Here is a 14,781-nt window from a genome sequence, read left to right as displayed (position 1 = left end):
CAGGGCGCTCCTAACGGAGTATCAACCCTGCGCGTTGCTCAGTACCAGCTTGCCATCCTTGACCGGAATGGTGGTGCCGGGTTTTTGTTCCATTCGCACTACCCCTTCTTGACCGGCGAGGCGGTAGGTGACGTCATAGCCCAGGGTGCGGGTGCTGCTGTCCTGCACCGTCTTGCAGCGCTGCTCCGTGGTGGTGTAGGTGTCCCCCGCCTGCATGTTGCCCTGCACCTGGTTGCCGGCGTAGCCACCGGCGGCGGCCCCGGCGACGGTGGCGACCTTCTTGCCGCTGCCGCCACCGAACTGGTGGCCCACCACGCCCCCGAGGGCCGCACCGACCACTGTGCCCAGGATCTTGTGTTCATCCTGCACCGGCTTGCGGTGGGTGACGGTGACGTTGCGGCACTCCTGGCGCGGCGTATTGATGGTCTCGGTCACCGGTTTGCTGGCCAGCACCTCGGCAAACTGGGGCTCTGATGAAAACAGGGATCCGCTGGCTGCCGCCGACAAGGCCAGTGCAGAGGCCACACCGATCCCGATACCTGCCAACATGGATGTGTTCATCTCTTCTCTCCTTACAGTGATTGCCCTTGGGGCCTGGGCTCATTCTTGGCATTTTTGTCCCCGGGCTCAAGGCAATGGCCCTTCGGGTGCGACAGAGGCTGGCTGCGCCAAAAACGGCCCCGGCAAGGGAGCGTCTGTGATTGGCGACAAAAGGTGGGGCGATGGCGTCGCGAGAGTCTGGGGCAGGGGGAGCAGCCCCTTAAGACGTTTCGCTAATACCTGGGCGTGCGCCCCCTTGGTACCCTCGTCGGGTATAAGGATCCGCCGCCTGCCAAGTACCTTGTGCGCCGTGATCCGCGAGACGCCCCCCGCTTTGTGCCCATATGAGGAAGGAACCCGATGACAAAGCCGCACATCTACGAGACTGGCCTTGGCAAGACGCCCGCCAATTTCGAGGCCCTGACCCCCTTGAGCTTTCTGGCCCGGGCGGCTCGGGTCTATCCCGACTACCCGGCCCTGATCCACGGCCCCCTGCGCCAGAGCTGGGCCCAGACCGAGGTACGCTGTCGCCAGCTCGCCTCGGCCCTGCGTCTGCACGGGATTGGCGAGGGTGATACGGTTTCCATCGTCGCCCCCAATGTCCCGGCCATGTTCGAGGCCCACTTCGGGGTACCCATGAGCGGCGCCGTGCTCAACACCATCAACACCCGGCTCGATGCCGAGTCCATGGCCTTCATCTTCCAGCATGCCCAGAGCAGGGTGGTGCTGGTGGACAGGGAGTTTGGTGCCCTGGTGCGCAAGGCTCTCTCTCTCATTGACAGCCAGCCTCTGGTCATCGCCATCGACGATCCCCTCTATCGGGACGGAGAGCTGGTCGGCGAGCTGACCTACGAGGACTTTATTGCCGGGGGCAACTGCGACGAGCCCGGCTGGCTGCCGGCGGACGAGTGGCAGGCGATTTCCCTGAACTACACCTCGGGCACCACGGGCAACCCCAAGGGAGTGGTCTATCACCATCGCGGCGCCCACCTCAATGCGGTCAACAACGTGCTCTCCTGGGAGCTGCCCAAGCACCCCGTCTATCTGTGGACCCTGCCGATGTTCCACTGCAACGGCTGGTGCTTCCCCTGGACCCTGGCGGCCACCGCCGGGGTGAGCGTCTGCCTGCGTCATGTGCAGGCGGGCGCCATCTATGAGGCGCTGCAGGAACACAGGGTGACGCATTTTTGCGCCGCCCCCATAGTGCTCAACATGTTGAACAACGCCGATCCGGCCCTGAAACTGGGGCTCGATCACCCCATCAAGGCGATGACGGCGGGGGCGGCGCCACCCGCCACCGTGATCGCCGGCATGGAGGCCATGGGGATAGCCGTGACCCATGTCTATGGCCTCACCGAGACCTATGGCCCCTGCGTGGTGTGCGAGCCCCAGCAAAGCTGGCAGGGGCAGGATGCCACTGCGCTCTCCCGGCTCAAGGCGCGCCAGGGGGTGGCCTCTCCATTGCAGGGAGAGATGCGGGTAGCCAACCCGGTCAGCGGCGAGCCTGTGCCCCGGGATGGCAAGACCCTGGGGGAGATCTTCCTGCGCGGCAACATCGTCATGAAGGGCTACCTCAAGAACCCGGCGGCGAGCGAGGAGGCGATGGCGGAGGGCTGGTTTCGAAGCGGGGATCTGGCGGTCTGGCACCCGGATGGCTACGTGGAGATCAAGGACAGATCCAAGGACATCATCATCTCGGGCGGGGAGAACATCTCCAGCCTGGAGGTGGAGGACGTGCTCTATCGCCACCCGGACGTGGACGAGGCCGCGGTGATCGCCATGGCGGACGAGAAGTGGGGGGAGGTGCCCTGCGCCTTCGTCAAGCTCAAGGAGGGGCATGTGCTCAGCCAGGCGGAGCTGATCGCCTTCTGCCGCGAGCAGATGGCCCACTTCAAGGCCCCCAAGCGCATCATCTTCACCCCCCTGCCCAAGACCTCCACCGGCAAGGTGCAAAAGTTCATGTTGCGCAAGCAGTTGGAGTGATCCCGTCGAAGGGGATGCGGACGGGCATCTGAGGGCAGTTCATCTCCTGTGGTCATGTGGATGTGTCGCGGGACAGTCCAGGTCAACGGTGTTGAATAATCCATGTCAACGCCGTTGACTTGTATGGGGGACATACCTAAAATCGCTCATCATGACTGCTTGGAAAGGGAAGGAAATATGATCAAGGATGCTGTTACCGAGGGGGTGGTGAAATTGAGTGGTGCTGACACAACCAAAGCCTTGATCCTGAATGTTGCCCGAAAACTTTTCTCTTCAACCGGCTACAGAGCGACGTCGCTCAGGGCTATCGCAAAGGAAGTCGGGGTCGATCCCGCATTGCTCATCCGCTATTTCGGCTCCAAGGAGGAGCTTTTTCTCGAAGCGCTGGCCATCAGCGACTTTTGTGAAAAAGCACTCACAGGTTCATTGGATGGCATGGGATACCGTATCGTTCTTGAGCTGATCTCCGGCGACATTAAAAATAAAATGAGTTCCTATGTGTCTTTGGTTCAGGCCTCAGACAGCGAGACCATAAGAGCCCGTTTACAGGATGTCGTTAGAACTCGATTCGTTGAGAAACTGGCTCAACGTTTGCCGGGGAAAGATGCTGAGTTGAGAGCACACCTTATTTCTGCCCAGACGGGGGGGCTTATCAATTCATTGGCCGTTATCCAGCACGAAACACTGCTGACAACGCCAATCGATATTATTGCCGAGCATTATGGCGCGGCGATACAGCTCTTGATCGATGGCAAGCCAGCCTGATAACGGTTTATTGAGGTTGAATTGCTATTTTAAGCAATGTTGATATCACCAGCTTTTGATTTGAAGCTTTTTTAAACCCATTTAAAAAAGGCGGTTTCGCTGTGTCAAACTATCTCCTGGTTGATGAAACCAAGTGGGGGCGTGCACTCCATTGCAATATTTTCAAGAATTTCAGCAATCCACTCTATGGCGTGACCGTTGAGCTGGATGTGACGAAATTTATAAACAAAATCCGCAAGCTGGAGACATCATTCACCTTTGCCATGATATTCGTCACGGCCAGGTGTGCAAATGAAATGGAGGCATTTCGCTACCGATTCTTGGATGGGCGCGTGGTGCTATACGATCAAATCAATACTGTGTTTACTTACCTTGACAAGGAAACAGAGTTATTCAAGGTTGTTGACGCCCCATTGACGGATACGCTGCAGGCCTATGTGTTGGCGGCGCAGCAGGCCGCGCTTGCACAACAGGCGTATTTTACAGCGCCAGCGGGAGGCAATGTTTTTCAATTTTCACCGCTACCTTGGTTCTCATATACGCAACTGTCTCATACATTCTCCGGAGACAAAGAGAACGCCATCCCTCTTTTCAATTGGGGAAAGTATTCCGAGAGAGAGAGCCGTGTCATGCTGCCTTTTTCCGTGCAGGTGCATCACTCCTTTGTTGATGGCATTCATATCGGCAGGTTTCTCGAAAAACTGCAAACAGCACTCAATGAAGACTGAGCGTGAATGTCAGAATTATCGCAATAAGGCTCAATATGAAAGATAGAATAGATGACGGCATCGCCGAGTATTACCAAGAAGAGTTCAATGGTCTCAAGTGTGCCGACACCCATATCTACGCAAAAGTATTTGAAGACTGTGTCTTTGTGAATTGCTCCTTCAATGGTGCCCATTTTCAACGTTGCAAGTTCGTTGACTGCGTCTTCAAAAATTCAGATCTGAGCAACCTCCGCGTTGATAGCAGCCGATTTTTAGCCGTACTTTACGAAGAGTGTAAAATTATCGGGGTTGACTGGACTAAAGCCGAGTGGTCAAGGTTTGTGGTGCCTGGTCAGCTCATGTTCAAAAAATCTATTTTAAATGACTCCTCGTTATTTGGTCTTAAATTGCCTGGGATGATCATGGAGGAGTGCAAGGTAAGGGCAGCGGACTTCAGAGGTGGCGACTTCAGCAAATCCGATTTCTCATACTCGGATTTTACTGAAAGCATGTTCGGCAATACCAACCTGAACGGTACTGATTTCAGGGAGGCGACAAATTACCGTATCGATGTGCGGGACAATCACCTGAAAGGGACTAAATTCACACGACTTGAGGCAATCCACTTGCTGGATAGTTTTGGATTCGAGCTGTTTGATTGAAAGCCAAATGCCAGTCAATGGCTTGTGTCGTGAATATTTTTTAATCATGTTGAGCAATAAGTCGGGGCATGACCATTATTTGACTGTAAGGTCTTTTTCGGATTTAAAAGGGAGGCATAAGGCCTCCCTCTTGTTTATTTTTAATATCACAAAGACTCACCCCTTTAACTGGTCGAGGCAAGCCGGGTGAGCCGTCGGATATCAATACTCCGATCATTTGTGATGCCGCTCATGAGGGCGCCGCACCACGTCTTGCAGGGCCCGGCCTTTCGTTCTGCGAAGGCCTGTTGCAAGGTCAACAGGCTCACTGTTTGCTGGGGAAGAGATGGCGGGTCTGTCATACCCTAGCCTATCAGCGGGGAGGATTGGCGCCCCTGATGCGCTTGTTCAGCGCCTCCCACAGGCCGGTGATGAAGTAATAGAACCCTCCCTCCTCGGTCGCCTTGGTGTACTCCGCGAGCGGCTCTATCATGCCACTCTTGAACTTGTCGAGCGCCTCTTTCTCGTTGGCTGCATCGATATAATCCCCCACCACTTCAAACCCCTGCTCCAGCAGTTGCGCCTTGGCAGTCAAGAAAGAGGGCGATGACATCAGCAAGAAGGTGACGCTGGCGGGATCCTGTCCCTGACGGAAGAACTGGTATTTGCTCATAGGGCCTCTGGGGGTGAACTGTGTCCCTTCATTATCCATGGGGGCTTTCCCGCCGGACAGGCCCCATTTGCGACATCCCAAGGGGCCTTTATTCAGGTCGGCTTCAGTCAGCGTCTTGGTGATTTGCCCTTGCCAAACAGCCGGGGGGCATTAAGCAGGGTATAAGCGAAGAGGCCTATGGTGCTGGGGCCGCCATAGGGGCGGCTGGGATCGGCCATGTTGAGTTGATGGGATTCGGCCGCCGCGCGGGCATCAGGGGCCAGTATGGGTTCGCCTATGACCTCGAACCCCTGCGCCAGCAAAACGGCCTTGTCTGCCAGGAAGCTGGTCGACGCCATGTCGAGCAAGGTGAAGGCGGCGGGCGCCTCCGGGGTGGAGAAAACCTGAAATTTGTTCATCGCGTCTGGGGAGGTGAGGGTGGTGCGCCATTATCGCCGCCGACCCTGGGATGAGCGACTCCCTGTTCAGGGGGGAGGCCAGCCTTGGTATCCCGGCCCGATCAGGGGCGCAGAGTCCCCTTGAGGCGGCTTACTCCCGCGAAGAGGGCGCAGGCGCACAAAAAACGGGCCCAGCGGGCCCGTTTTGTCTATCGGTGGAAAGACTACTTGTTGTGGCGCTCATGGAGGCGCTGCACCACATCCTTCAGGCCCAGCCCCTCGTTTTGCAGCAGCACGGTGAGGTGATATAGAAGATCGGCGGATTCGTTGATGAGCTCTTCTCTGTCTTTCGCCATGGCGGCCAGGGCTACTTCCACCCCCTCTTCACCCACCTTCTGGGCGATGCGCTTGGTGCCCTTGCCATAGAGGCTGGCGGTGTAGCTGGTGGCAGGGTCTGCCCCCTTGCGCGAAGCCAGTATCTGCTCGAGCTCGGCGAGGAAGCCGAGCGGCGGCAGCGGGTGACCGTCGAAGCAGGAAGGGGTGCCCAGGTGGCAGGTGGGGCCGACCGGATCGGCGGCGACCAGCAGGGAATCCTGATCGCAGTCGGTGCTGATGGCCACGAGTTTGAGCACATGGCCCGAGCTCTCACCCTTGGTCCAGAGGCGCTGCTTGCTGCGACTGAAGAAGGTGACCTGGCCGGTGGCCTGGGTCTTTTCCAGGGCTTCGCGGGTCATGAAGCCCTGCATCAGCACCTCGCCGCTGGCGGCATGCTGGACGATGGCGGGGATCATGCCGTCACATTTTGCCCAATCGAGGCGGTCGATGAGGGTGGGATCAATCAAGGGATTATTCACGGATGGCGACTCCTTCGTTTTTCAGCCAGCGTTTCAATTCGGGAATGGGGATAAGGCCCTTGTGGAAGACGGAGGCCGCCAGGGCCCCGTCCACGTCGGCCTGGGTAAAAGCATCGAGGAAATGGACCATGGTGCCGGCGCCGCCGGAGGCAATCAGCGGCACCTTGCAGACGGCCCGTACCAGCTTGAGCTGCTCGAGATCATAGCCCTGGCGCATGCCGTCCTGGTTCATCACGTTCAGCACGATTTCGCCGGCGCCACGCTTTTGCACCTCCTTGACCCACTCCAGGGTGGTCCAGCTGGTGGTGAGGGTGCGGCTCTCGTCACCGGTGAACTGCTTGACCTGATACTGGCCGCTCGCCGCATCGAAGTAGGAGTCGATGCCGACCACCACGCACTGCACGCCGAAGCGTTCCGCCAGTCGGGTGATCAGGGTGGGATCGGCCAGGGCCGGGGAGTTGATGGAGACCTTGTCGGCACCAAACTCCAGGATCTGGCGGGCATCTTCGACGCTCTTGATACCGCCGGCGACGCAGAAGGGGATGTCGATGACCTCGGCCACCCGGCTCACCCAGCTCTTGTCCACCACGCGGGCGTCGCTCGAGGCGGTGATGTCATAGAACACCAGCTCGTCGGCACCCTCCTCGGCGTAGCGGCGGGCCAGCTCGACTATGCCGCCCATCACCTCGTGGTTGCGAAACTGCACGCCCTTGACCACAACGCCATCTTTGACGTCAAGGCAGGGGATAATACGCTTTGACAACATGCTCATTGCTCCATGTAAAGCACAGTTAAAAAAACTTCGTTCTGCCGGTGACGCAGGATCAGGCGGCGGACGGAAAAGCGGTTGGCATGCTTTCTCTGCTGGATCCTGAGCGGGAAACGGCGCGCTCTTCGGGCGGCGCGGCCCAGGGGGAACCAACACTATATGCATGACTTTATTCAGTGATTCAACCCTTTGTCTCCTTTCGCCTGGCCCGGGGGCAGCGAAGGGCCATCGGGCAGGGGGGAGATCACTTCTGTTGGGGGCTCATCTGCTTCCACGCATTGGCGAAGGGTGAGCAGGGCACCGTCGAAGTTGAATGCCTTCAACTGCCTGGCCAGGGTCTCGCTGCGTGGCCCCAGCATGAGCCGCAAGGGGGCGGCATACTGCTCGAACAGCGGGATCACGGCGGTATCGCTTTGCGCCAGCAGCGTCTCCATCTGGTGGCGCAGATCCCGTTGCCACTGGCTGCCAAGGGGGATGAGCTCCGCCGCAGGGACGGGCGCTTCCTCCCCCAATCGTTCGCGCAGGGCAACCAAGGCCCCGGCGATGGCCGTCATCAGGGCGGGCTGTTCAAGGCCATCCTCCGCGAGCCTCTGTTCCAGCTGCAGGCACTGCTGCGCGAGGTCCGTCATCCCAAGGGTGCTCGCGACCCCGCGCAAGGTGTGAACCAGTCGGGTGGCGGTCACACTGTCACCCGTTTGCAGATGGTGGCCGAGCAGGGCCATGTCCTGGTGATGCTCGCTGGCGAAGTGGCGCAGCAAGGCAAGGTATTTTTCCTGATTGCCCTGCAGTGCCGCCAACCCCTGTTGCAGATCCAGCCCGGGGAAGCCATGCAGGGGGGCGAGGGGGCCTGCCTGCATGTCGCGGGGCAGGTCCTGCTCATCGGGCTCCACCATCCCGTTGCTGGGCAGCCAGCGCTGCAGCGCCTCAAACAGCTTGGCGGGGGTGACAGGCTTGGCGATGAAGTCGTTCATGCCGGCCGATTCGCTCGCCTGCCTGTCTTCCTCGAAGGCGCTTGCCGTCAGGGCCAGTATGGGGATCCGCTCCCGGCCGGGCAGGGCGCGGATGGCGCGGGTGGCGCTGTAGCCATCCATCAGCGGCATCTGTATGTCCATCAGGATGAGATCGTAGGGATGCTGGCGGACGCGCTCCAGCGCCTCCTGACCATTGACGGCGGTCTCGATGACCAGGCCGCTGTGGCAAAGCAGCTCCAGCACCACCTCGCGGTTGATGGCGTTGTCCTCCACCAGCAGCACCCGGGCCCTGTGGGGGAAGAAGGTCTGCGCCAGGCTCTGCGCAGGCGGGAGCGGTTGCGGCGCCTCCCCCTGACCCGCCGAGAGGGCGGCGGTGAACCAGAAACAGCTGCCCTGGCCAAGGGTGCTGTTGACGCCAGCCTCTCCTCCCATCAGGGCGGCAAGCCGACTGGTGATCGCGAGCCCGAGGCCTGTGCCGCCGTATTTGCGGGTGGTGGAGACGTCGGCCTGCTCGAAGGCCTGGAACAGCTTCTCGCACTGCTCTTGGCTGATGCCGATGCCGGTATCTTCTACCTCGAAGCGCAGCAGGTAGCCGCTGGCAAGCGGACGGGCCATCCGTACCCGCAGGGTGACAGCGCCCTGCTCGGTAAACTTGATGGCATTGGCGGCGTAGTTGAGCAGTGCCTGGCGCAGGCGGGTGATGTCGCCATGAACCCAGATGGGCGAGTCTCCCATGTCGACCATGAGGCTGAGGCCCTTGGCACGGGCCTGCTCGCTCATCAGGGCGCTGACGTTGTCCAGCATGGCGGTGAGGGAGAAGTCACCTTGCTCCAGCGCCATCTTGCCCGCATCTATCTTGGAGAGATCCAGGATGTCATTGATGATGGTGAGCAGGTGCTGGGCGGCATTGTCGATCTTCTCCAGCCGCTCGTGCTGGGTGCTGTCCGGGGTGTCGCGCTTGAGCAGATAAGTCAGCCCCAGGATGGCGTTCATGGGCGTGCGGATCTCGTGGCTCATGTTGGCCAGGAAGGCGCTCTTGGCACGGTTGGCGCTCTCGGCGCGCTGATGGGCCTGGGCCAGTTGCAGGGTGCGCTCGTTGACCATCTCCTCCAGGTGGTAACGGTACTGATCCAGCTCCTCGCCGAGCTGTTTCTTCTCTGTGATGTCGGCCTGTACCGCCACATAGTGGGTCACTCCCCCGTTCTCCTGGCGAATGGGGGAGATGGCTGCCAGCACCTGATAGTGTGAGCCGTCCTTGCGCCGGTTGACGAACTCGCCGTGCCAGCGCTGGCCGCGCTTGATGGCATCCCACAGGGCAACATAGGTGGCTCTGGGGGTGAGGCCGGAGCGCAGCAGTGAGGGAGTCTGACCGATGACCTCGTCCTGCCGGTAGCCGCTGATGGCCAGGAAGGCCGCGTTGACATATTCGATGCGGGCCCGGGTATCCGTGATGAAGACGCCGTCCGGGCTCTGCTCCAGAGCCAGGGAGAGCTGCCTCAGCTGTTGCTCGGCCTGCTTGCGCTCTGTGATATCAAGATGGATGCCGAGCAGACGCAGGGGGCGCTGCCAGGCATCCCGATAGACGCTGCCCTTGCTCACCAGCCAGCATAGGTCACCGTTTGGCAGCAGGATCCGGAACTCGATTTCGAAGGGCTTGTCGCTGACCGACAGTTCGGACAGCAAGGCGTCGATACGGGGCTTGTCCTCCGGGTGCAGGCAAGCCTGCCAGGCGTGAAAGGTCGTGAGTTGTTCGGCGTGGCGGCCATAGAGGCGGGCGCATTCCGGGGAAAAGAAGAGGTGATCATTGACCATGTCCCACTCCCAGATCCCGACGTGGGCGCCCTCCTGGGCCATCAGCAGCCGTTGCTCGCTCTCGCGCAGGGCGCTGCTGATGGACTCGGCTCGGACCCGGGCACTGATGGCATCGTCCATCAGGTTCAGTGCCGCCAGGCGGGCGCGCCGCTGGGTATCGAGCGCCACCTGCTGATTGTGCAGCAACTGCTGCTCGGCCAGCTTGCGCTCCGTGATGTCCTGCACAGTGCCATAGAGCTCGACGACATTGCCGTCCCCGTCCCGCAAGGCGGCCCCACGGGCGGTGACCCAGACGGGGTTCCCCTGCTCGTTGATGACGCCGGCATCGCATTCATAGGGTTGCCCGTTGTGCAGGCAGCGCTCGACGGCCTTGGCAATGGTGTGCCAGCCCTCCTGGGTGAAGTACTTTTTCACCTCGGGATAGACGGCGGGGGGGAGGGCGGGATCACGGCCATAGATGCGGTAGATCTCCGGCGACCAGAAGTGGCTGTCGTCGCTGACACGCCAGCGCCAGTTGCCGATCTTGGCCAGCCGCTGGGATTCTCGCAGTATCCCCTCGTTGCGGCGCAGGGCCTCTTCGGTCTCCTTGTTCTGCTGATTGTCCTCGATGATGGAGATGAAGTAATCGGGCTCTCCCTCGAGATCCCTGACCAGGGCCACCGTCAGTGTCGTCCAGATGATCTCGCCCCCCTTGCGCAGATAGCGCTTCTCCAGGGTGTAGTGGGGCAGCTCGCCTGCCGTCATCCTGGTGACGTGGTGCTGATCGATGAAGAGATCGTCCGGGTGGGTGATCTGCTGGAAGCTCATGCCCATGAGCTCATCGGCACTGTAGCCCAGCATGTCGCACAGGCGCTGATTGACCCTCAGCCAACCACCATCGGGGGCGACCAGGGCGATGCCGACTGCCGCCTGCTCGAAGGTGACCTGGAAGCGGTTTTCGCTCTGTTGCAGGCGGGATTGGGTGCTGATCAGTTCCTGCCAGCGCTGGATCTCCCGGGCGCGGGAGTGGTGGATGGCGGCGCTGAGCAGACTGACGAGCACGCCGTTGGCGATCAGGAGTCCCCACTGCACCAGATCCTGACCGGCCGCCACTGTCAGCTCATGGATTGGGGGCAGCAGGAAATAGGTGGTGACCAGGGCAGTGATCAGGGTGCAGAGCAGGCCTGGCAGCAAGCCCCCCAGCAGGGCGCAGATGATGATGGGCAGCATGAAGAGCACCAGCAACGGCCGCTCGCCAAAGGCGATGGGCAGCTGGACCCGGATCTGCAACATCAGGACGGGCAGCAGCAGGGCCAGCAGGCAGACGCCCCAGCGCTGGGTGGCTGGGCGGACGTGCCACAGTTGCGGTCGGTTCATCATGGGTGCTCCTCCGGCGGCATGGGGGCCTGGGGGTAGGGCGGCGGTAGCCCGAGCTGGCGCGAGAGCTCATTGATCTGGTGCTTGAGGGTCAGCATGGCGAGCTCCCTGTCCACCATCACCTTGTTGAAACGCTCCAGCTCCTCGTTTTGCTGGCGCAGCTCCATGGCCTGGCGGGTCAGAGCCTGCTCGACCTGCTCCCGCTCGGTGACATCGAGCAAGAGCCCGAGCACGGCGGGCTGGCCGCGATAGTCGACACGCCGCCCGTACAGCTCCACCTCCAGGGCCTGGCTGCCGTGGTGCAGGGCGCTGAAGCGGGCATGGATGTCGCCACCCTCCTGCTCGCAGCGCAGCACCAGCTCGGCCACCCGTTCGCTGTCCTCTGGGCTTGCCAAGGCGTGCAGTGGGCCGACGCCGAGCAGGGCGCCGGGGGAGTCATAGCCAAACAGGTGGGCAAAACAGGGGTTGATGTAGCAGAGTCTGCCCTGCTGGATGATATAGATGCCGGCAAGGGATTGCTCCACCAGGGCACGAAACAGTCCCTCCCGCTCTCGCAAATCTGCCTCGGCACGCTTGAAGCCCGTGATGTCGCGGGAGATACCGAAGATGCCGATCACCTGACCGTCGTTATCCTGCAGCGGCCCCTTGGTGGCGAGGAATACCCGATCGCCGCAGGGCAGGGTGAGATACTCCTCCTCGGTTTGCACCCGGTTGTTTTCTATCACCCGACGGCCGGCGGCCATCAGCATCCGGGCCTGATCGGGGGGAAAGATGGCCAGGTCATCCTGGCCCAGCATCTCGGCGGCCGGTTTGCCCACGAACTGGCTGGCGGCGCGATTGAACAGTATGTATTTGCCCTCTCTGTCCTTGGCGAAGATGGCATCCTCCGAGCTGTCGGCGATGGCGGAGAGCAGTTGCAACGCCTGCAGCCGTTGTGCCTGGGAGTGGCGGACCTGTTCGGTCATCAGCAGTCGGGTGTGCTGGCGCAGCAATATGATGCCGGCGTTGGTGACGAAGAGCACCAGCAGGCTGATGAGACCAATCCAGATGCTCTCCTTGAAGCTGGCCTGGTTGAGCTCGGCCTTGTCTATCTTGGCCAGCAGATACCAGTCCGTGCCCTCGACCGGGTAGACGACGCCAAAGGCCGCCATGTCGCGATAATCCTTGCCAGAGAGCACCCTGGGCCCTCGTTGCCCGGCATCCAGACGCAGATACTGGGCCGCCAGCAAGGTGTCGTGATGGAGCGGAAGGTGCAGGCGAAGGGCCGAGTCGGGGCGGTAACGTAGGTCGCTCAGATACTGCACCTGATCTGCGCGCTGGCGAAACAGCGTGGCTTCACCACTGCTGTCGGGGATGGGCCAGGGTTTGATGATCTGGTTTATCCAGTGGCTGCCGCTTATCTGCAGCACTATGACGGGCGCCGGCCCCGCCGCCGTGGTCAGAGGCGCCACGAAGTCGATCCTGGGCTGGCCCAGCTCATCCAGATAGGGTCCGACCCTGAGTACCTTGCCCGCGGTCACCCGGGCCAGGGCATCGCGCAATGTGGCATTCATGATGCCCGCCCCCGGGGTCTGCCACAGGGGCTGGCCAGCCGGATCGAAGAGGGCCGCACCATCGAATCCTTCTGCCGAGATGAACTCCACCAGCCGCGTCAGCCGCTGTGCCTGTTCATCAGACGGCTTGGTCCTCTGAGCGGAGGGTGAGAGATCCCCATAGCGCGGGTTGTCGATGATCTGGCGCAGATCCTGCTCCCGATTGCCCAGCCACTCTGTGATGCGTCGGCTCTTTAGGTCCGCGATGGTTTCGAGCCGGGCGACCTCCTTGTCACGGGTCAGCCCTATGTTCTGGGCGATGGCCATGGCAGTCAGGGCCAGAATGAGGCTGTTGAGCAGCAGTATGGGCAGCCACTGACGCCCGGAGAGCCGGGGGCTTGCCGTGGATTGATTGATGCGGCGGCGCAGCATGGTATAGAGCATGAGCGCTGTGATGAGGATAAACAGCCAGCCCTTGATGGTGCTGGCCAGGGCGAACTGGGCCGGGGTGCTGAAGAGCCACTCCACCGCCTTGTCCGAGAGCAGGATCCACAGGCTTGCCACGGCGGCATAGGTGAGCACCACGTTGAGCACATGGGCTCGGGTCAGGGGAGGCTGTTCAGCCATGGGCGACCTCGGCGTCATCCTGATAACGCTCGGCTATGGTGACGAACTGTTCGAAATGGCTGTCGAAGACTGCCGCAACGTCCGGGTCAAAATGTCGACCGCTGCCAGAGAGGATCAGGGTGCGCGCCTCCTCATAGGACATGGCTGGCTTGTAGACCCGGACGCTGATGAGGGCGTCAAACACATCCGCCAGCGCCATCAACCTGGCCGAGAGAGGAATGGCGTCGCCACAGAGGCCATCCGGGTAGCCGCTGCCGTCCCACTTCTCGTGGTGCCAGTGAGCTATCTCCTTGGCCAGGGTGAGGAAGGCCAATGGCTGCTCCATATCCCGCTCGGCCTCCTCGATGGCATCGCTGCCGAGCTTGGCGTGGGTACGCATGATCTGCCACTCCTCGGGGGTCAGCTTGCCCGGCTTGAGCAGAATATGGTCGGGAATGCCGACCTTGCCGATGTCGTGCAGAGGAGCGGAGCGGCTCAGCAGATCGATGTAATCCGGCGACAGTGTCTCGGCAAAGCGGGGGTGACCGGCAAGGGCGCTCGCCAGCAGCCGTACATAGGCCTGGGTGCGCAGGATGTGATTGCCGGTCTCGGGATCGCGGATCTCCGCCAGATGGGCCAGCGCCCGGATGGAGACCTGCTGGATCAGATCGTTTTCGGTCATCCGGCGCGCCACCTCGGCCTCCAGGGCCGCATTCTGATCGTGCAGACCATCCCGGGCCTGCTTGGCTTCCAGCTGGGTGCGCACCCGCGCCTGGACGATGACAGGCTTGATGGGTTTGGTGATGTAGTCGACGGCCCCGAGCGACAGGCCGAACTCCTCGCTTTGGGGATCGGCGAGGGCGGTAAGCAGTACCACGGGAATGCGGTGGGTCTCGGGGTTGGTGCGCAGTTGTCTGAGTACCTCATAGCCGTCCATGCCGGGCATCATCACGTCCAGCAGGATGAGATCCGGTCTCGTCTTGCCACTGGCAATGCGCAGGCACTTCTCCCCGCTCTGGGCGGCGAGCACCCTATAGGTGGGCGAGAGCAATTCGGTCAGCACCATCAGGTTCTCGGGAGAGTCATCGACGATGAGGATGGTGGCACAGTGAGATGTGAACATAAGCCTTCCGTGACGTTATCTCGATGAGTCCGAGTATAGAGTCAATTGCTTCCAGATTATAAGGGCTTGCCG

General features: G+C 60.9%; 12 protein-coding genes. 4 read left to right on the top strand and 8 right to left on the bottom strand.

The annotated features are described in order from the left end of the window. Positions 1–21 precede the first annotated feature (21 nt). Complete coding sequence (locus tag ACFWHB_RS11230; RefSeq protein WP_395950196.1) at positions 22–549, bottom strand: glycine zipper 2TM domain-containing protein; 528 nt, start codon at positions 547–549, stop codon at positions 22–24. A 351-nt stretch (positions 550–900) separates the two neighbouring features. Between ACFWHB_RS11230 and ACFWHB_RS11225 the strand changes: the two genes are divergently transcribed. The 4 genes from ACFWHB_RS11225 (at position 901) to ACFWHB_RS11210 (ending at position 4,657) form a co-directional block, all read left to right on the top strand. Continuing rightward, complete coding sequence (locus ACFWHB_RS11225) at positions 901–2,523, top strand: acyl-CoA synthetase (protein ID WP_395948399.1); 1,623 nt, start codon at positions 901–903, stop codon at positions 2,521–2,523. Between the two features lie 177 nt (positions 2,524–2,700). Next, positions 2,701–3,288 (top strand): TetR/AcrR family transcriptional regulator, encoded by a 588-nt coding sequence (locus tag ACFWHB_RS11220; protein WP_395948398.1) that lies wholly within the window; start codon positions 2,701–2,703, stop codon positions 3,286–3,288. Between the two features lie 101 nt (positions 3,289–3,389). Next, a complete protein-coding gene (locus tag ACFWHB_RS11215) occupies positions 3,390–4,016 on the top strand; it encodes a CatA-like O-acetyltransferase (protein WP_395948397.1) in 627 nt (208 codons plus the stop codon). A gap of 2 nt (positions 4,017–4,018) precedes the next feature. Beyond that, positions 4,019–4,657, top strand: a complete 639-nt coding sequence (locus ACFWHB_RS11210) for a pentapeptide repeat-containing protein (protein WP_395948396.1) — start codon at positions 4,019–4,021, stop codon at positions 4,655–4,657. A 352-nt stretch (positions 4,658–5,009) separates the two neighbouring features. On the opposite strand, the gene ACFWHB_RS11205 is transcribed toward ACFWHB_RS11210, so the two are convergent. The 7 genes from ACFWHB_RS11205 to ACFWHB_RS11175 form a co-directional block, all read right to left on the bottom strand. Next, positions 5,010–5,309 (bottom strand): hypothetical protein, encoded by a 300-nt coding sequence (locus tag ACFWHB_RS11205; protein ID WP_395948395.1) that lies wholly within the window; start codon positions 5,307–5,309, stop codon positions 5,010–5,012. 107 nt (positions 5,310–5,416) lie between these two features. Then, positions 5,417–5,707 (bottom strand): hypothetical protein, encoded by a 291-nt coding sequence (locus ACFWHB_RS11200; RefSeq protein ID WP_395948394.1) that lies wholly within the window; start codon positions 5,705–5,707, stop codon positions 5,417–5,419. Positions 5,708–5,910: 203 nt separating this feature from the next. After that, complete coding sequence (gene hisIE, locus ACFWHB_RS11195) at positions 5,911–6,540, bottom strand: bifunctional phosphoribosyl-AMP cyclohydrolase/phosphoribosyl-ATP diphosphatase HisIE (protein ID WP_111910570.1); 630 nt, start codon at positions 6,538–6,540, stop codon at positions 5,911–5,913. Then, positions 6,533–7,306 (bottom strand): imidazole glycerol phosphate synthase subunit HisF, encoded by a 774-nt coding sequence (gene hisF, locus ACFWHB_RS11190; RefSeq protein WP_163154900.1) that lies wholly within the window; start codon positions 7,304–7,306, stop codon positions 6,533–6,535. The genes hisIE and hisF overlap by 8 nt, the downstream gene beginning before the upstream one ends. A gap of 176 nt (positions 7,307–7,482) precedes the next feature. Then, entirely contained in the window at positions 7,483–11,451 is a 3,969-nt protein-coding gene (locus ACFWHB_RS11185) for a PAS domain S-box protein (protein ID WP_395948393.1), read from the bottom strand. Next, the gene (locus tag ACFWHB_RS11180; protein ID WP_395948392.1) at positions 11,448–13,607 is read right to left on the bottom strand and encodes a PAS domain-containing protein; all 2,160 of its coding nucleotides are present in this window, start codon (positions 13,605–13,607) and stop codon (positions 11,448–11,450) included. The genes ACFWHB_RS11185 and ACFWHB_RS11180 overlap by 4 nt, the downstream gene beginning before the upstream one ends. Then, positions 13,600–14,709: a response regulator gene (locus ACFWHB_RS11175; RefSeq protein ID WP_168235072.1), complete on the bottom strand. Its 1,110-nt coding sequence runs from the start codon at positions 14,707–14,709 to the stop codon at positions 13,600–13,602. The genes ACFWHB_RS11180 and ACFWHB_RS11175 overlap by 8 nt, the downstream gene beginning before the upstream one ends. Positions 14,710–14,781 lie beyond the last annotated feature (72 nt).

It is taken from the genome of Aeromonas mytilicola subsp. aquatica (genome assembly GCF_044336385.1).
Taxonomy (GTDB): domain Bacteria; phylum Pseudomonadota; class Gammaproteobacteria; order Enterobacterales; family Aeromonadaceae; genus Aeromonas; species Aeromonas rivipollensis.
The sequence above is the reverse complement of the archived record's forward strand: the minus strand, read 5'-3'. Positions and strand labels throughout refer to the sequence as shown.

Bases quoted from the DNA above. Each gene is read 5' to 3' on its own strand.
- ACFWHB_RS11220 (WP_395948398.1), top strand. From the start codon at position 2,701: ATGATCAAGGATGCTGTTACCGAGGGGGTGGTGAAATTGAGTGGTGCT.
- ACFWHB_RS11200 (WP_395948394.1), bottom strand. From the start codon at position 5,707: ATGAACAAATTTCAGGTTTTCTCCACCCCGGAGGCGCCCGCCGCCTTC.
- ACFWHB_RS11185 (WP_395948393.1), bottom strand. From the start codon at position 11,451: ATGATGAACCGACCGCAACTGTGGCACGTCCGCCCAGCCACCCAGCGC.
- ACFWHB_RS11230 (WP_395950196.1), bottom strand. From the start codon at position 549: ATGTTGGCAGGTATCGGGATCGGTGTGGCCTCTGCACTGGCCTTGTCG.
- ACFWHB_RS11205 (WP_395948395.1), bottom strand. From the start codon at position 5,309: ATGAGCAAATACCAGTTCTTCCGTCAGGGACAGGATCCCGCCAGCGTC.
- hisF (WP_163154900.1), bottom strand. From the start codon at position 7,306: ATGTTGTCAAAGCGTATTATCCCCTGCCTTGACGTCAAAGATGGCGTT.
- ACFWHB_RS11225 (WP_395948399.1), top strand. From the start codon at position 901: ATGACAAAGCCGCACATCTACGAGACTGGCCTTGGCAAGACGCCCGCC.
- ACFWHB_RS11180 (WP_395948392.1), bottom strand. From the start codon at position 13,607: ATGGCTGAACAGCCTCCCCTGACCCGAGCCCATGTGCTCAACGTGGTG.
- ACFWHB_RS11175 (WP_168235072.1), bottom strand. From the start codon at position 14,709: ATGTTCACATCTCACTGTGCCACCATCCTCATCGTCGATGACTCTCCC.